This is a genomic window from Streptomyces sp. NPDC019531 (assembly GCF_044903305.1).
Lineage (GTDB): Bacteria > Actinomycetota > Actinomycetes > Streptomycetales > Streptomycetaceae > Streptomyces.
Genome location: NZ_JBJDQL010000024.1, coordinates 1 through 17351, shown reverse-complemented (window position 1 = coordinate 17351; position 17351 = coordinate 1). Strand labels below are relative to the sequence as shown.

11 protein-coding genes and 3 pseudogenes are annotated in these 17351 nt (G+C 69.0%); 11 read left to right on the top strand and 3 right to left on the bottom strand.

Annotated elements, in window-relative coordinates:
• Positions 1 to 14: 14 nt before the first annotated feature.
• The gene (gene eccCa, locus ACI2L1_RS25630; RefSeq protein ID WP_404741695.1) at positions 15 to 3953 is read right to left on the bottom strand and encodes a type VII secretion protein EccCa; all 3939 of its coding nucleotides are present in this window, start codon (positions 3951 to 3953) and stop codon (positions 15 to 17) included.
• Between the two features lie 260 nt (positions 3954 to 4213).
• Between eccCa and eccD the strand changes: the two genes are divergently transcribed.
• The 6 genes from eccD to ACI2L1_RS25600 all read left to right on the top strand — a co-directional run bounded on the left by eccD (position 4214) and on the right by ACI2L1_RS25600 (position 11411).
• Positions 4214 to 5677 (top strand): type VII secretion integral membrane protein EccD, encoded by a 1464-nt coding sequence (gene eccD / locus ACI2L1_RS25625; protein WP_404741694.1) that lies wholly within the window; start codon positions 4214 to 4216, stop codon positions 5675 to 5677.
• Positions 5678 to 5935: 258 nt separating this feature from the next.
• Positions 5936 to 6223 carry a 30S ribosomal protein S15 gene (gene rpsO, locus ACI2L1_RS25620; protein WP_005479656.1) on the top strand — a complete coding sequence of 96 codons (288 nt, stop codon included), beginning with the start codon at positions 5936 to 5938 and terminating at the stop codon, positions 6221 to 6223.
• Between the two features lie 299 nt (positions 6224 to 6522).
• Positions 6523 to 8769 carry a polyribonucleotide nucleotidyltransferase gene (locus ACI2L1_RS25615; protein WP_404741693.1) on the top strand — a complete coding sequence of 749 codons (2247 nt, stop codon included), beginning with the start codon at positions 6523 to 6525 and terminating at the stop codon, positions 8767 to 8769.
• Entirely contained in the window at positions 8766 to 10145 is a 1380-nt protein-coding gene (locus ACI2L1_RS25610; protein WP_404741692.1) for a M16 family metallopeptidase, read from the top strand. Before ACI2L1_RS25615 ends, ACI2L1_RS25610 begins: the two co-directional genes overlap by 4 nt.
• 53 nt (positions 10146 to 10198) lie before the next feature.
• Complete coding sequence (dapB, locus tag ACI2L1_RS25605; protein WP_404741691.1) at positions 10199 to 10951, top strand: 4-hydroxy-tetrahydrodipicolinate reductase; 753 nt, start codon at positions 10199 to 10201, stop codon at positions 10949 to 10951.
• Between the two features lie 7 nt (positions 10952 to 10958).
• The gene (locus ACI2L1_RS25600; RefSeq protein ID WP_404741690.1) at positions 10959 to 11411 is read left to right on the top strand and encodes a hypothetical protein; all 453 of its coding nucleotides are present in this window, start codon (positions 10959 to 10961) and stop codon (positions 11409 to 11411) included.
• A gap of 82 nt (positions 11412 to 11493) precedes the next feature.
• On the opposite strand, the gene ACI2L1_RS25595 is transcribed toward ACI2L1_RS25600, so the two are convergent.
• Together ACI2L1_RS25595 and ACI2L1_RS25590 are read right to left on the bottom strand one after the other, a co-directional pair.
• Complete coding sequence (locus ACI2L1_RS25595; RefSeq protein ID WP_404741689.1) at positions 11494 to 12048, bottom strand: phage holin family protein; 555 nt, start codon at positions 12046 to 12048, stop codon at positions 11494 to 11496.
• 89 nt (positions 12049 to 12137) lie between these two features.
• Positions 12138 to 12377 (bottom strand): hypothetical protein, encoded by a 240-nt coding sequence (locus ACI2L1_RS25590; RefSeq protein WP_404741799.1) that lies wholly within the window; start codon positions 12375 to 12377, stop codon positions 12138 to 12140.
• Between the two features lie 207 nt (positions 12378 to 12584).
• Between ACI2L1_RS25590 and ACI2L1_RS25585 the strand changes: the two are divergent.
• The 5 genes and pseudogenes from ACI2L1_RS25585 to ACI2L1_RS25565 all read left to right on the top strand — a co-directional run.
• Positions 12585 to 12875, top strand: a pseudogene (locus ACI2L1_RS25585) (FAD-dependent thymidylate synthase); the annotation flags it as partial.
• Positions 12855 to 13781 (top strand): annotated as a pseudogene (locus tag ACI2L1_RS25580) (HNH endonuclease); the annotation flags it as partial. The pseudogenes ACI2L1_RS25585 and ACI2L1_RS25580, both read left to right, overlap by 21 nt.
• Before the next feature lie 3 nt (positions 13782 to 13784).
• A pseudogene (gene thyX, locus ACI2L1_RS25575) lies at positions 13785 to 14234 on the top strand (FAD-dependent thymidylate synthase); the annotation flags it as partial.
• A gap of 211 nt (positions 14235 to 14445) precedes the next feature.
• Positions 14446 to 15345: a 4-hydroxy-tetrahydrodipicolinate synthase gene (gene dapA, locus ACI2L1_RS25570; RefSeq protein ID WP_404741688.1), complete on the top strand. Its 900-nt coding sequence runs from the start codon at positions 14446 to 14448 to the stop codon at positions 15343 to 15345.
• Positions 15346 to 15497: 152 nt separating this feature from the next.
• Complete coding sequence (locus ACI2L1_RS25565; RefSeq protein ID WP_404741687.1) at positions 15498 to 17183, top strand: ribonuclease J; 1686 nt, start codon at positions 15498 to 15500, stop codon at positions 17181 to 17183.
• The last annotated feature ends 168 nt before the right edge of the window (positions 17184 to 17351 follow it).

Sequence of the window (17351 nt, the reverse complement as noted above, 5' to 3'; positions counted from 1 at the left end):
GCGCCGGAGCGGACTCAGCTCTCCGGCAGGTATCCCGTCTGGACGAGCTGGCCGCTCGTCCGGCGTGAGATGAACTGGCCACGGCCCTGCGGCTGCGGAGTGGCCTTGATGTTGTTGAACACCGGGCCCTCCGACGGGTCGCCGGACAGCACGATGCCCTGCGCGCCGAGCTCCTTGATCCGGGTGAGGACCGGCTCGAAGGAGGAACGCGAGGCACCGGAGGTGGTGCGGGCCAGGATGATGCGCAGACCCAGGTCACGCGCGAACGGCAGGTACTCCATCAGCACCGACATCGGGTTGCCCATCGACGTGGCGACGAGGTCGTAGTCGTCGATGAAGATGAACGCGTCGGGCTCGTTGTACCAGGACCGGTTGCGCAGCTGGTCCGGCGTCACGTCAGGCCCCGGCATACGGCGGCTCATCGAACCGGCCAGCGACTCCATGACCTCCTGGAGCTGCGGACCCGAGGCGCAGTACTTGTACATGTGGCTCTCGGGCACCTGGCCGAGCAGCGCGCGCCGGAAGTCCGAGACCACGAACAGCGCCTTGCCCGGCTGGTACCGCTCCGCGATCTGCTTGGCCATGAACCGCAGCAGCGAGGACTTGCCGGACTCGCTCTCGCCGTAGACGACGAACAGCGGGTCGGTCTCGAAGTCCACGAAGACCGGCGAGAGGGTGAGCTCGTCGACGCCGATCGCGATGCCGCGGCTGCCGAAGTCGCCGCCGCCGGGCAGTTCGGACGCGTGCAGCATGGTCGGCAGCATCCGCACCTTCGGGGCTGTGGGACCCTGCCAGGCGTTGTTGACGCTCTGCACGAGGTTCGCCATGCCGTCGGCCAGGTCCTCCACCAGCGTCGACCCGTCGATCCTGGGCGTCGCGGCGAGGTAGTCCAGCTTGTCCGGGGACAGACCGCGGCCGGGCTTGCCCATCGGCACGTTCTCGGCCCGCTTGCGGTCGAACTCCGACTCCATCGCGTCACCGAGCCGCAGTTCGAGGCGGCTCAGGATCTGGTCGCGCAGCGCGGGCCGCATCTCGGTATACCGGGTCGCGGTGATGACCAGGTGGACACCGAAACCGAGACCACGCTGAGCGATGTCCGCGATGACCGGGTCGAGCATCTCGTAGTCGTTCTTGAACGTCGCCCAGCCGTCGATGATCAGGAAGACATCGCCCCACTGCTGGTCGGGGTAGTGCCCCTGCGCCCGCCGGGAGCGGAAGGTGTTCATGGAGTCGATGCTCTTGGAGCGGAAGAACTCCTCACGGGCGTTGAGGATCCCGTGCACCTCCGCGACCGTACGGCGGACCTTCTCCTGGTCCAGACGGGAGGCCGCGCCGCCCATGTGGGCCAGGTTCTCCAGCGCGAGCATGCCGCCGCCGCCGAAGTCGAGGGCGTAGAACTGCACTTCGGCCGGGGTGTGGGTGAGCGCGAACGACGTGATCATCGTGCGCACCAGCGTCGACTTGCCGGACTGCGGGCCACCCACGATCAACGCGTGACCGGCGGACCCCGACAGGTCCGCGTACATCACGTCACGGCGCTGCTCGAACGGCTTGTCGACCAGGCCGACCGGGACGATCAGCTTGCTCTGGGCGTGGTAGCCCTCGGCGTGCAGACCCCGCTCCGCGCTGATGTTGAGCACCGGCAGCACCTGGTCGAGGCTGAACGGCTCGTCCAGCGGCGGCAGCCACACCTGGTGGGCGGGCGGACCCTGACCGTCCAGGCGGCTGACGATGACGTCGAGGACGGTGTCGGCGAGCGCGTCGTCGACCTGGTTGGTGCGGGTCTCCGGCTCCGGTTCGGCGAGGATCCGCACCGGCACCGGCGAGGCGGTGAACAGCACGGGGGAGCGGTCGATACGGCCGCCGCCCTGGGCCATCGGCCCGTTCGCCCGGTAGGTGCCCGACACGTACGCGGCCTTGAACTGCACCATCGTCTCGGTGTCGTACTTGAGGATGCCCGCGCCGGGGACGTTCGGCAGGTGGTAGGCGTCGGGCACACCGATCGCCGTACGGGACTCGGCGGCGGAGAAGGTCCGCAGACCGATGCGGTACGACAGGAAGGTGTCCAGACCGCGCAGCTTGCCCTCCTCCAGTCGCTGCGAGGCGAGCAGCATGTGCACACCCAGTGAACGGCCGATACGGCCGATCTGGATGAACATCTCGATGAAGTCGGGCTTGGCGGCGAGCAGTTCGCTGAACTCGTCGATGATCAGGACGAGCGAGGGCAGCGGGTCGAGCGCGGCACCGGCGGCGCGGGCCTTCTCGTAGTCGGTGATGTTGGCGTAGTTGCCGGCCGTCCGCAGGAGTTCCTGGCGGCGGGTCAGCTCACCCGTGATGGAGTCGCGCATGCGGTCCACGAGCGTGAGCTCGTCGGCCAGGTTGGTGATGACCGCGGAGACGTGCGGCATGGAGCCCATGCCGGTGAAGGTGGCACCACCCTTGAAGTCCGCGAGGACGAAGTTGAGCGTCTCGGAGGAGTGCGTCACCGCGAGACCGAGGACCAGGGTGCGCAGCAGCTCCGACTTTCCGGAACCGGTGGCGCCGACGCACAGGCCGTGCGGGCCCATGCCCTCCTGCGAGGCCTCCTTGAGGTCCAGCATGACCGGCTCGCCGTTCTCGCCGAGACCGATCGGCACCCGCAGCCGCTCGTGCAGCGTGCGCGGCCGCCAGGTGCGCGAGACGTCCACGCCCGCCGCGTCACCGATCTGCATCAGGTCGGTGAAGTCCAGGTTCGCCAGCAGCGGTTCGTCCGCGTCGGCGGCACCGAGCCGGAGCGGCGCCAGCTGACGGGCCAGCGACTCGGCCTGCGCCTGCGACAGCACGTCCGGGACACCGGTGAACACACCCGTGCCCGCCTCCAGCTCCATGGCGTCGGGCCACACCCGCACCGACAGCGAGCCGCGCGCCTCGTCGAGGTCGCCGGGCACCACCTCGACGATGGTCACGCCCTGCAGGCCCTCCGCCGAGGCGAGGACCGAGTCCGCCGGCACTCCGCCGCCGTCCAGGACGACGACCACGTGCGGCTGGTCGAGCACCGGCGAACCGTCCCGGCTCCAGCGGGGGCGGCCCTCCAGCTGGTGGGCGATCATCTCCTCCAGCTCGCCGAGGTCGTAGCAGAGCAGTCGGCGGCTGCCCGCGCCGTCGGACTCCTTGTGCTGCATGTGCGGCAGCCACTTGGTCCACTCCCAGTCCACCGCGGCACCGGGCGCGGCCACGACCGCGATCACCACGTCGTCGGGCGAGTGCAGCGAGGCCAACTGGCCGACCACGGCGCGGGTCTGGCCGTAGACCGTCTCGGGGTCGCCGGAGATCGTCACGTGGTAGAAGGAGCGCATCCCGATGGCCAGCGGGAGCTCACCGAGCGTGCCGTAGCTCGCGATGAACTGCTGCATCGAGTGCGCGGTCAGCGGCTCCAGTTCGTCGACCGGGGCGGTGTCGGGTGCGACCAGCGGCGTCGCCAGCTGCTGCGGGCCGAGGCCGATGCGCACCTGCACGAAGTCCTGGTCCGTCGAACGCCGTTCCCACAGCCGGGAACCCTCGGCGATCAGCGCCCACAGCTGCTCCGGCGCGGGGTGCAGGTAGTACTGCGCGTCCCGCTGCTTGTGCACCGTGCGCCGCACCTCGCGCCGCTTCTGCGCCAGGTACTTGAGGTAGTCGCGCCGGGCCTCGGCCATCTGGCCGGACGGGCCCTTCCTGGCCCGCACTATCTGCGCGACCAGCATCGCGACCGTGGAGACCATCATGAGCCCGCCCATGATCTTCATGAAGCCCTGAGCCCCGGGCATGAAGAAGAACGCCGCCGACGAACCCATGCCCAGCATGGGCAGCAGGTTCATCAGCAGGCTGTCGTCCTCGGTGCGAGGAAGTTCGGGAGGGGACTCGAGCTTGACCTCCTCACTCGGCACCTCCGGCGGGTAAACCCGCGGCGGGCGCTTGACGATGACAACGCTCACCGATCCACCAGTCCTTCACGCAATCGCAATGTCGAACCGCCCCCGTCGTGACGGCCCCCGTACGTTCGTCGACTCATGGGGCTCGGCCAACGCATGAGTCGGGCGTTGATCCTACTGTTCTGCGGGCCCGTTGGGCCGGGAGGGGATGAGGAGATGCCGCAAGAGGACGGTAGGGTGACGCTCCAAACAAAGCGCGGAGCGGGTTTCGCCCTGGCAAACCGCGACGAATCACCGAGTACTGGACTAGGGGGAACCGTCAGGTGAGTACGGTTTCAGCAACCGGATTCTGCAGGGTCACGGTGGCGGCACCGAACAGCCGGATCGATGTGGCACTTCCCGAGGACGTGCCGCTCTCTGACGTATACCCGGAGATTCTGCGGCTGTCGGGACAGACGCCCGAAGAGGCCGCGCCCACCGGGTACAACCTCGTGCGCAGGGACGGCTCCGTCCTCGACGACGGCCGCTCGCTCGCCGAACAGCAGATACGCGATGGCGAATTGCTGCTCCTGCGGCCGTTCGCGGACTCGCTGCCGCCCGCCGTCTTCGACGACGTCGTGGACGCGGTGGCCGCCGTCGTCGAGGCAGACCGGCGCAGCTGGAACGACGGCATGATGCGGGTGGTCGGCCTGACCGCCGGCGCACTGCTGCTGACCATGATGGCGCTGGCGCTGTGGTTCTCGGAGCCGCTCCGCCACGACATGCACGGCCTGCCCGGCGTCATCGCGGGCGTCAGCGGCGTCGTCCTCGTCGCGCTCGCCTCCGTACGGGCCCGGGTCTACGACGACCACCACGCGGCCGTGGCCCTCGGCATCGCCTCGCTGCCGCACCTGATGGTGGGCGGCTCCGGCATCATGGGCCTCGACGCGGGCGAGGGCCCCGGACGGCTGAACCTCCTCGTCGGCTTCGCCGCCGTCCTCGTCGCCGCGGTGCTGCTCGTCCTGATGCTGCCGCAGAACGACGCGGCCTTCATCGCCGCCGCGTTCGGCGCCGGCATCGGCGTCCTCGCCACCTTCGCGGCGATCGTCTCCGAGGCCGAGCCGCGCGAGACCGCCGCCGTCACCGCCGTGGTCATGGTCGCCGTCATCGGCTTCCTGCCCGGCTGGTCCGCCCGCTTCTCCCGGCTGCCCATCGGCTTCCGCTCGCCCGACCAGATCGCCAAGCGCGGGCGCTCCGAGGACCAGCAGGAGCAGGAGCCGGTCGACTACCAGCTCATCACCGACCAGGCCCGCCGCGGCCACGAACTGCTGCTCGGTCTCGTCGGCGGCTGCGCGGTCACCGGTGTCGCCTCCGGCGGTGTGGTGCTCGGCTTCTCGGCCAGCGGCTGGGCCCAGCTGCTCTCGCTGGCGGCCGGCCTCGCCATGCTGATGCGGGCCCGTCTCTTCCTGTACACCTCCCAGGTCGTGACCCTGATGATCTCGGGCATCATCACCGTCAGCCTGCTGGTCCTCGGCCTCGCCCTGAACCCGCCGGCCGACATCATGGAAGAGCTCATCTACAACCACAACCACGCCCCGCTGGACATCCGCACCGTCTGGCTCTCCGCCGCGGTCGCGTTCGGCGCGATGCTCCTGGTGGCCGTCGCCCTGATCGTGCCGCGCAAGGGCGTGACCCCGTTCTGGGGCCGCATGCTCGACCTGAGCGAGGGCGCGGTGCTCCTCTCGCTCGTCCCGCTCTGCCTCGCGGTGCTCGACCTGTATGCGGCGGCCCGCGGCATGACCAGCTGACGCCAGTCGCGAGCAGTTGACAGCGGCTGTCACCCACATGGGTGGCAGCCGCTGCGTCATCCGTACGACGTCGGCGTGGCCCGGGGCACTGCCGCCGGGCTGATACCCTGGCTGACGGCCGTTTGTGTACGCACCCCCGGAGCCCACCGCTCTGGAGGCCGCGCCCAGCGGATCCCCGCCTCCCGAGTAACGGAAGCTCCCCTGAGAAGTGGACCAGGGGCACTCGGTGGCTACCCAAAGAGACTACGAGGAGTACGCGTGTCGCTCGACGCCGCTACGAAGAAGCAGATCATCACCGAGTTCGGTACCAAGGAGGGCGACACCGGCTCCCCCGAGGTCCAGGTCGCGATGCTCTCGCGCCGTATCTCGGACCTGACCGAGCACCTCAAGACCCACAAGCACGACCACCACTCCCGTCGTGGTCTGCTGATCCTGGTCGGTCAGCGCCGTCGCCTTCTCCAGTACCTGGCGAAGAAGGACATCCAGCGCTTCCGTGCGCTGGTCGACCGCCTCGGCATCCGCCGCGGTGCGGCGGGCGCCAAGTAGGACGCCGTGAAGGGAGCGGTTCCCGAAACGATCGGGACCGCTCCCTTTGCCGTACGTACGGAAACGTGCGCGGTGTCACACCCGCTTTGTAGTGTGGTAGCACAACGCAGTACCACGAGGAGAGAAGTGCACCTCGCCGCCGCCGGTCCTCGGTAGTGGCCCCCGGGCAAAGACCCCGGGTGCTTCGATCGAAGACCGGCCCGCACCAGATGGAGCGCTTCTCCGCTCACGTCCCCCCGCCACACGGGCGGACCGGGACAAAGACGAAACGCAGACGAAAAGTAACGGAGAACACGCTAGTGGAGAACGAGACCCACTACGCCGAGGCCGTCATTGACAACGGCTCCTTCGGCACCCGCACCATCCGCTTCGAGACGGGCCGCCTCGCCAAGCAGGCCGCCGGCTCCGCCGTGGCGTACCTGGACGACGACACCATGGTGCTGTCGGCCACCACCGCCTCCAAGAACCCCAAGGACCAGCTCGACTTCTTCCCCCTGACGGTGGACGTCGAGGAGCGGATGTACGCCGCCGGCAAGATCCCCGGCAGCTTCTTCCGCCGTGAGGGCCGCCCCTCCGAGGACGCCATCCTCACCTGCCGCCTGATCGACCGCCCGCTGCGCCCGTCCTTCAAGAAGGGCCTGCGCAACGAGATCCAGGTCGTCGCCACCATCATGGCGCTCAACCCCGACCACCTGTACGACGTCGTGGCGATCAACGCCGCCTCCGCGTCCACCCAGCTGGCCGGTCTGCCCTTCTCCGGCCCGATCGGCGGCGTCCGCGTCGCGCTGATCAACGGCCAGTGGGTGGCCTTCCCGACGCACTCCGAGCTCGAGGACGCCGTCTTCGACATGGTCGTCGCGGGCCGCACCCTGGAGGACGGCGACGTCGCGATCATGATGGTCGAGGCCGAGGCCACCGAGAAGACCATCCAGCTGGTCAAGGGCGGCGCCGAGGCCCCGACCGAAGAGGTCGTCGCCGCAGGTCTGGAAGCCGCGAAGCCCTTCATCAAGGTGCTCTGCAAGGCCCAGGCCGACCTCGCCTCCAAGGCCGCCAAGCCGACCGGCGAGTTCCCGATCTTCCTCGACTACCAGGACGACGTCCTGGAGGCGCTGTCCGCCGCCGTCCGCCCGGAGCTCGCCTCCGCGCTGACCATCGCGGGCAAGCAGGAGCGCGAGGCCGAGCTGGACCGCGTCAAGGGTCTGGCCGCCGAGAAGCTGCTCCCGGAGTTCGAGGGCCGCGAGAAGGAGATCTCCGCCGCTTACCGCTCGCTCACCAAGCAGCTGGTCCGCGAGCGCGTGATCAAGGAGAAGAAGCGCATCGACGGCCGTGGCGTCACGGACATCCGTACGCTCGCCGCCGAGGTCGAGGCCATCCCGCGCGTGCACGGCTCCGCGGTGTTCGAGCGTGGCGAGACCCAGATCCTGGGCGTCACCACCCTCAACATGCTCCGCATGGAGCAGCAGCTGGACACCCTCTCCCCGGTGACCCGCAAGCGCTACATGCACAACTACAACTTCCCGCCGTACTCCACCGGCGAGACCGGCCGCGTCGGCTCCCCGAAGCGCCGCGAGATCGGCCACGGCGCCCTCGCCGAGCGCGCCCTGGTCCCGGTCCTGCCGACCCGCGAGGAGTTCCCCTACGCGATCCGCCAGGTCTCCGAGGCGCTGAGCTCCAACGGCTCGACTTCCATGGGCTCGGTCTGCGCCTCCACCATGTCGCTGCTGAACGCCGGTGTGCCGCTGAAGGCCCCCGTCGCCGGTATCGCCATGGGCCTGATCTCCCAGGACATCGAGGGCGAGACGCACTACGTCACGCTCACCGACATCCTCGGTGCGGAGGACGCCTTCGGTGACATGGACTTCAAGGTCGCCGGCACCAAGGAGTTCGTGACCGCCCTCCAGCTCGACACCAAGCTGGACGGCATCCCCGCCTCCGTCCTGGCCGCCGCTCTCAAGCAGGCCCGTGACGCCCGCCTCCACATCCTCGACGTGATGATGGAAGCGATCGACACGCCGGACGAGATGTCCCCGAACGCCCCGCGGATCATCACCGTGAAGATCCCGGTGGACAAGATCGGTGAGGTCATCGGCCCGAAGGGCAAGATGATCAACCAGATCCAGGAGGACACCGGCGCCGACATCACGATCGAGGACGACGGCACCATCTACATCGGTGCGGTCGACGGTCCCTCCGCCGAGGCGGCCCGCACCACGATCAACTCGATCGCCAACCCGACCATGCCGGAGGTCGGCGAGCGCTACCTGGGTACGGTCGTCAAGACCACCACCTTCGGTGCGTTCGTGTCGCTGCTCCCGGGCAAGGACGGCCTGCTGCACATCTCGCAGATCCGCAAGCTGGCCGGCGGCAAGCGCGTCGAGAACGTCGAGGACGTGCTCGGCGTGGGCGCCAAGGTCCAGGTCGAGATCGCCGAGATCGACTCCCGCGGCAAGCTCTCCCTGATCCCGGTCATCGAGGGCGAAGAGGGCTCCGAGGCTGCATCCGACAGCGGCTCCGCCGCGGGCAAGAAGGACGACACCGACAAGTGACGTCGAGCAGCTCGACGGCGACGGCCCGCACCTCCTCGGAGGCGCGGGCCGTCGCCCGTACCCAAACCCTGATCAAGGGCGAGAACGGCATCGGCACGGTCCGCAAGACCACCCTTCCCGGTGGCCTGCGCATCGTCACCGAGACCCTCCCCTCGGTCCGCTCCGCGACCTTCGGCATCTGGGCGCACGTAGGCTCCCGCGACGAGACACCGTCTCTGAACGGCGCCACGCACTACCTGGAGCACCTCCTCTTCAAGGGCACCTCGAAGCGCAGCGCGCTCGACATCTCCTCCGCCATCGACGCGGTCGGCGGCGAGATGAACGCGTTCACGGCGAAGGAGTACACGTGCTACTACGCACGCGTGCTCGACACCGACCTGCCGCTCGCCATCGACGTCGTCTGCGACATGCTGACCGGCTCGCTGATCCTCGAAGAGGACGTCAACGTCGAGCGCGGTGCCATCCTCGAAGAGATCGCCATGACCGAGGACGACCCGGGCGACGGTGTGCACGACCTGTTCGCGCGCACCATGTTCGGCGACAACCCCCTCGGCCGCCCCGTCCTCGGCACCGTCGACACCGTCAACGCCCTCACGGCCGACCGCATCCGCCGCTTCTACAAGAAGCACTACGACCCCACGCACCTGGTGGTCGCGGCCGCGGGCAACGTCGACCACAACAAGGTCGTACGACAGGTCCGCGCCGCCTTCGAGAAGGCCGACGCCTTCAAGAACCCCGACGCCGCCCCCATCGCGCCCCGCGACGGCAGGCGGGCCCTGCGCACCGCGGGCCGCGTCGACCTGATCGGCCGCAAGACCGAACAGGCCCACGTCGTCCTCGGCATGCCGGGCCTCGCCCGCACGGACGAGCGCCGCTGGGCTTTGGGCGTCCTGAACACCGCGCTGGGCGGCGGTATGTCCTCCCGGCTCTTCCAGGAGGTCAGGGAGAAGCGCGGACTGGCGTACAGCGTCTACTCGTACACCTCCGGCTTCGCCGACTGCGGCCTCTTCGGCGTGTACGCCGGCTGCCGGCCCTCGCAGGTCCACGACGTGCTGAAGATCTGCCGCGACGAACTCGACCAGGTCGCCGAACACGGCCTGTCGGACGACGAGATCGGCCGCGCAATCGGCCAGGTCCGGGGCTCCACGGTCCTGGGCCTGGAGGACACCGGCGCGCTGATGAACCGCATAGGCAAGAGCGAGCTGTGCTGGGGCGAGCAGATGTCCGTCGACGAGATGCTGACCCGGATTGCGTCGGTCACCCCGGAGGACGTCCGCGAGGTCGCCCGCGAGATCCTGGGACATCGCCCGTCCTTGTCGGTCATCGGCCCGCTCAAGGACAAGCAGGCGGCCCGGCTGCACGAGGCCGTCGCCTAATCCACCTCGGTCAAGCCGGTCAAGCCGGTCAAGTCGGTTAAGGAAGCAAGAAGATGAGCAAGCTGCGCGTGGCCGTCCTCGGAGCCAAGGGCCGCATCGGCGCCGAGGCGGTCAAGGCCGTCGAGGCCGCCGAGGACATGGAGCTGGTCGCCGCCCTGGGCCGGGGCGACCAGCTGGAGACCCTGGCCGAGACCGGCGCCCAGGTCGCCGTCGAACTGACCACGCCCGCCTCGGTGATGGACAACCTGGAGTACTGCCTCCGCCACGGCATCCACGCCGTCGTCGGTACGACGGGCTGGACCGACGAACGCCTCGCGCAGCTGAACGGCTGGCTGTCCAAGTCCCCGGAGACCGGCGTGCTCATCGCGCCCAACTTCTCCATCGGGGCCGTACTGAACATGAAGTTCGCGCAGATCGCCGCGCCGTACTTCGAGTCGGTGGAGGTCATCGAGCTGCACCACCCGAGGAAGGTCGACGCCCCCTCGGGCACCGCCACACGCACGGCCCAGCTCATCGCCTCGGCCCGCGCCGAGGCGGGCACGGCCCCGGCACCGGACGCCACGGAGACAGCGCTGGACGGCGCGCGCGGCGCGGACGTCGACGGCGTTCCCGTGCACTCCGTCCGGCTGCGCGGTCTACTGGCCCACCAGGAGGTCCTGCTGGGCGGCGAGGGAGAGACGCTGACCATCCGCCACGACTCCCTCCACCACAGCAGCTTCATGCCGGGCGTCCTGCTCGGCGCGCGTCGCGTGGTGACCACCCCGGGCCTGACCTTCGGCCTGGAACACTTCCTGGACCTGGGCTGACACCGTCATGCGAGCCAAGCTGTCCTACGCCGTCACGGCCGCCGTCCTGCTCGTCTACTTCGTGCTCGTCGGCAGCCGTGGCGTCATGCTCATCCAGTCCGGCACGCTCCTGACGGTCACCTTCGGCGTGGCGGTGCTGATCCTGCCGGTGATCGGCCTGTGGTTCCTGTGGAAGAACACCCAGTTCGTCCACCGGGCCAACGCCCTGGCCGCCGAGCTCGACGCCGAGGGCGGCCTGCCCGTCGACGAACTGAAGCGCACACCCGCCGGCCGTATCGACCGTGACTCGGCCGACGAGGTCTTCGCCAAGCGCAGGGCCGAGACCGAGGCGGCCCCCGACGACTGGCGCAGCTGGTTCCGCCTCGCCGTCGCCTACCACGACGCCCGCGACACCCCACGCGCCCGCAAGGCGATGCAGCGTGCGATCGCCCTGCACGACGGCAGGACGATCGAGGCCTAGTTCCGCACGCCGAAGTCTCGCGTACGCCGCAGGGGCCGGTCCGCAGCTGTCGCGGACCGGCCCCTGCGGCGAACTGTCCTGGTCAGCCCCGCCCGTACTCCGCCGCCCACGCCTCCACCGCGTCCGCGGCCCGGTCGAACGCCTGGCCGCGCGCCAGGAAGTCCGCGTTGTGCGTGGTCAGCAGTGGCGGCACGGCCTCCGGCGAGCGGCCCCGTCGTACGAGGGTCAGGGCCTGCCCCTGGACCGTGCGGGGCAGTCCGAGCCAGCGCACCGGCTGCTGAGCCGTCCGCACACCGACAACCTGCTCCCAGGACACCGTACGGGTGAAGAGGAAGCCCACCCGACGCACCCCGCGGGCGCTCACCCACACACCGACGCGCAGCAGCCGCAGCGCGCCGACGATGACGAGCACCGCGATGCCGAGCACCACGCCGGCCTCGGACGGTGAGTCGGTGAGCGCGATGATCACCGCGGCGAACAGCACGTACGACGCGAGCAGCAGAAGGATCGCGGCCACGCCCACCCGCCACGGACCGGGCCGGTAGGGGCGCCGCCAGCGGTCACGGTCGTCGAACGGCAGCGCGACGTCGTACGTCGTCTCGAATGCGCGGTCGGCCGTCAGGAAGGGCAGGGGCACGGCGGGTCCTCACTCGGTCCATGCGTGGGCTGTGCCGGTGAGGCTATCCGCCGGTGTCCCCGCGAGCCACCTCAGGGGGCCCGGATCAGTCAGTGCCCTTGGGAGGCCTGCGACTGCTGTGCCTGAGAAGGCGCCTGATCCTGCGACAGCGCCGGCATCCCGAGGACCAGGGAGCCCACGAGTCCGGCGACGATGGAGACTCCCACCAGCCAGCGCCCGGCTATCTCACTGGCGGACGCCCGCTGACGGGGTGGGGGAGTGACATTGCTGCGGAACCTGTCGGCTTCGGCGAGAAAGGCGAACGGAACGGGTTCGCGCCGACGCAACAGCATGGGGGCACTTCTCCCTTCGGGGTCGAACGAAACGGTGCTGTCTGTACATACAGACGGTCGAGTGCCCCAAAAGGTGCCCGGTTTCGCCGAATTCACAGAATTTCGCCGCCGTATGTCGCGACCCGACACCGAAAGCCCCGTTGTCAGTGCCGAGCCGTAGAGTGGGCGCCGCCCGAGAGACGTGATGGAAGGACCCTCCGAGCCGTGACCGACACCCCCGCCGGCGACCTCAAGCCCAGTTTCCGTAGCGATGTGACCGTCGAGCTGGTCAAGCACACCGCGTCCGACGCCGATGTGCTCTTCGCCGCTCGCGTCTCGACCATCGGTGAGCAGTCCCTGGACGAGTTGGGCAAGGATCCCGAGCGCTCCAAGGGCCTGATCAACTACCTGATGCGGGACCGGCACGGCAGCCCGTTCGAACACAACTCGATGACGTTCTTCATCAGCGCCCCGATCTTCGTCTTCCGTGAGTTCATGAGGCACCGTGTGGGATGGTGCGTCGCGGGCGACACGGAGATCACGCTGGTGAGCGAGGCAGGCGACCTCCGGCGCCGCTCGATCGAGGACCTCTACAAGCTTTGGCACCTCGGGGTCGAGGACCGGTTGCCGCATTCGGCGGGGGGCGTGACCTGGCATCCCCGTGCACAGAAGTGGATGGCGCAGGTCCGACATGGGGAGACCAGCCACTACCTCGGGCTGTACGACAACCGCGAGGCGGCCGACTCCGCCGTCGCGGAATTCCGCGAGCAGCACCCGTCGACACGTCTGCGCAAGCTCGAATCAGTGCGACGCAACCACGTTCGCTGCTACGACGAGGAGACACTGACCGCGCAGCGAGCTCAGATTCTCGACGTCATCCAGTCGGGGATCAAGCCGCTGATCAAGATCACCACTGCCGGCGGCAAGATCCTGCGCTCCACCGTCGACCATGCGGTGCTCACCCCGGGCGGCTGGCGGAAGGCCGGTGAACTTGAGGTCGGGGATGCGGTGATGGCAGCAGACACCGTGGCCAGGCCCTCGGAGAGGCTCGTTCCTCCGAGCCTCGGCCGTGGCGTGGGGGTCTGGACCTCGATGCAGCGCGACCGCCTGATCGGCGAGACCGACCTCTGCCACCTCTGCGGAGGGTCCTTCCCCCGCGAACAGCTTGCGCTCGATCACGTCGTTCCCGTGGCCGAGGACCTGACCCGGGCGCTTGACGAGCGAAACCTGGCGCCTGCCTGCGAGCCCTGCCACACGACCAAGAGCGCGGCGGAACAGGAGCTCGCGCGCCGCAGCGGAAACATCGGCGTGGCGGTGCCGGACCCGGTCGTTTCGATCGAGGACGACGGTGAGGAGATGACGTACGACCTCACCGTGGAAGGCCCCTGGCACAACTTCCTGGCGAACGGCATCGTCGTCCACAACTCCTACAACGAGGAATCCGGCCGCTACCGGGAACTCCAGCCGGTCTTCTACGTGCCCGGAGAGGACCGCAAGCTCGTGCAACAGGGGCGTCCTGGCAGGTACGAGTTCGTATCGGGCAGCGAAGCCCAGCAAGAGCTCGTGGAGCGTTCGATGCAGGAGTCGTACATCCAGGCGTACGAGCGCTACCAGGAGATGCTCTCGGCCGGCGTCGCCCGCGAGGTCGCCCGCTCGGTTCTGCCCGTCGGCCTGTTCTCCTCGATGTACGCCACCTGCAACGCCCGCTCGCTCATGCACTTCCTGGGCCTGCGCACCCAGCACGAGCAGGCGACGGTGCCGTCCTTCCCGCAGCGGGAGATCGAGATGGTCGGCGAGAAGATGGAGGCGGAGTGGGCGAAGCTCATGCCGCTCACCTACGCGGCATTCAATGCGAACGGCCGTGTGGCGCCGTAACGGACATCTGTGTCCCCGCAGGGCACAGATGTGCGGGCCCACCCCGCGAAGTGTCCGTATTGCGGCATTTGGAGAAGTTCATCTAGCCTGATCAAACGGACCCGGCACTGCTTGAACCCCCGAGCAGGCAGTGCCGGGCTCCGCATTTGTCCTGACTTTCCCCGCCCCCCTAGGGCAGACCCCGCCTTGAGCAACGAGTAGCGTGTTACCCATGGCTCCGACCTCCACTCCGCAGACCCCCTTCGGGCGGGTCCTCACCGCCATGGTCACGCCCTTCACGGCGGACGGCGCACTTGACCTCGACGGCGCACAGCGGCTCGCCGCCCATCTGGTGGACGCAGGCAACGACGGCCTGGTCATCAACGGCACCACCGGCGAGTCCCCCACGACCAGCGACGCGGAGAAAGCGGACCTCGTACGAGCCGTACTGGAGGCAGTGGGCGACCGCGCCCACGTCGTCGCCGGCGTCGGCACCAACGACACCCACCACAGCATCGAACTGGCCCGCGCCGCCGAGAAGACCGGGGCGCACGGCCTGCTGATCGTGACGCCGTACTACAACAAGCCCCCGCAGGAGGGCCTGTACCGGCACTTCAAGGCCGTCGCGGACGCCGCCGAGCTGCCCGTCATGCTCTACGACATTCCCGGCCGCAGCGGCGTCCCGATCAACACCGAGACGCTGGTCCGCCTCGCCGAGCACCCGCGGATCGTCGCCAACAAGGACGCCAAGGGCGACCTCGGCCGCGCCAGCTGGGCCATCGCCCGCTCCGGCCTCGCCTGGTACTCCGGCGACGACATGCTGAACCTCCCGCTGCTCTCCGTGGGCGCGGTCGGCTTCGTCTCGGTCGTCGGCCATGTGGTCACCCCGGACCTGCGCGCCCTGGTCGAGGCGTTCATCTCCGGCGACGTCCAGAAGGCCACCGAGATCCACCAGAAGCTGCTCCCCGTCTACACGGGCATGTTCCGCACCCAGGGCGTGATGACGACGAAGGCGGCGCTCACCCTCCAGGGCCTGCCCTCCGGACCGCTGCGCGCCCCCATGGTCGAGCTTTCCGCCGAGGAGATCGAGCAGCTCAAGATCGATCTTGCCGCCGGCGGGGTACAGCTCTAGCACCAGACTTCGCGCGCCCGGCGCGCAACCAGACTCAACAACTGAATAGGCGGGCCACCGGTGCCCGCACCACAACGACAACTGCTACACGCACGAACGTCACGCACGCCACGTGCCCACCGGTACGTGGCGTGCGTGGTGAGGAGAGTCTTTTGAGTCATCCGCATCCTGAACTGGCCCCGCCCCCGCCGCTTCCCGAAGGCGGTCTGCGGGTCACCCCACTAGGCGGTCTCGGCGAGATCGGCCGAAACATGACGGTCTTCGAGTACGGCGGCCGCCTGCTGATCGTCGACTGCGGCGTGCTCTTCCCGGAGGAGGAACAGCCCGGAATCGACCTGATCCTGCCGGACTTCTCGTCCGTCCGGGACCGCCTCGACGACATCGAGGGCATCGTCCTCACGCACGGCCACGAGGACCACATCGGCGGCGTCCCGTTCCTCCTCCGCGAGAAGCCGGACATCCCGCTGATCGGCTCCAAGCTGACCCTCGCGCTCATCGAGGCCAAGCTCCAGGAGCACCGCATCCGTCCGTACACCCTCGAGGTGGCGGAGGGACACCGCGAGCGCATCGGCCCCTTCGACTGCGAGTTCGTCGCGGTCAACCACTCCATCCCCGACGCCTTGGCCGTGGCCATCCGCACTCCCGCGGGCATGGTGGTGCACACCGGCGACTTCAAGATGGACCAGCTCCCGCTGGACGGCCGGCTCACGGACCTGCACGCGTTCGCGCGGCTGAGCGAGGAGGGCATCGACCTTCTCCTCTCCGACTCGACGAACGCCGAGGTCCCGGGCTTCGTCCCGCCCGAGAAGGACATCTCGAACGTCCTGCGGCAGGTCTTCGGCAACGCCCGCAAGCGGATCATCGTGGCGAGCTTCGCCAGCCACATCCACCGCATCCAGCAGATCCTGGACGCGGCCCACGAGTACGGCCGCCGGGTCGCCTTCGTCGGCCGCTCCATGGTCCGCAACATGGGCATCGCGAGGGACCTCGGCTATCTGAAGGTCCCCCCGGGCCTGGTGGTCGACGTCAAGACGCTCGACGACCTCCCGGATCACGAGGTGGTCCTGGTCTGCACGGGCTCCCAGGGCGAACCGATGGCGGCCCTGTCCCGCATGGCCAACCGTGACCACCAGATCCGGATCGTCCAGGGCGACACGGTCATCCTCGCGTCCTCGCTGATCCCGGGGAACGAGAACGCGGTCTACCGCGTGATCAACGGCCTGACCCGCTGGGGCGCCAACGTGGTCCACAAGGGCAACGCCAAGGTGCATGTCTCGGGCCACGCGTCCGCCGGCGAGCTCCTGTACTTCTACAACATCTGCCGACCGAAGAACCTGATGCCGGTCCACGGCGAATGGCGCCACCTGCGCGCCAACGCCGAGCTGGGCGCCCTGACCGGCGTCCCGCACGACCGGATCGTCATCGCGGAGGACGGCGTTGTCGTCGACCTCGTCGAGGGCAAGGCGAAGATCTCGGGCAAGGTCCAGGCAGGGTACGTCTACGTCGACGGCCTCTCGGTCGGAGATGTGGGCGAGCCGGCGCTCAAGGACCGCAAGATCCTCGGCGACGAGGGCATCATCTCGGTCTTCCTGGTCGTCGACTCGTCCACCGGCAAGATCACGGGCGGTCCGCACATCCAGGCGCGCGGGTCGGGCATCGAGGACTCGGCGTTCGGCGACGTGATCCCCAGGATCACCGAGGTCCTGGAGCGCTCGGCGCAGGACGGCGTGGTCGAACCCCACCAGCTGCAACAGCTGGTGCGGCGGACCCTGGGCAAGTGGGTCTCCGACACGTATCGCCGCAGGCCGATGATCCTCCCGGTGGTGGTGGAGGTCTGACGGACCGTCGGACGCGCGTCCGAGTGAACCAGGAGCGGGGGGGGGCGCGTTTTGTAGAGGGGGCCCGCGCCCCGGAAGTTTAAGGGGCGCCCGCGGGGGGTACCCGGCGGGGTGTTGGACGGGGCGGGGGGGCGGGGGGGGGGGGAGGGGGGCCGGAGAAGTGGGTAT

Coding starts and splice junctions, on each gene's coding strand:
- dapA (WP_404741688.1), top strand. CDS start 14,446: ATGGCTCCGACCTCCACTCCGCAGACCCCCTTCGGGCGGGTCCTCACC.
- ACI2L1_RS25600 (WP_404741690.1), top strand. CDS start 10,959: ATGCGAGCCAAGCTGTCCTACGCCGTCACGGCCGCCGTCCTGCTCGTC.
- dapB (WP_404741691.1), top strand. CDS start 10,199: ATGAGCAAGCTGCGCGTGGCCGTCCTCGGAGCCAAGGGCCGCATCGGC.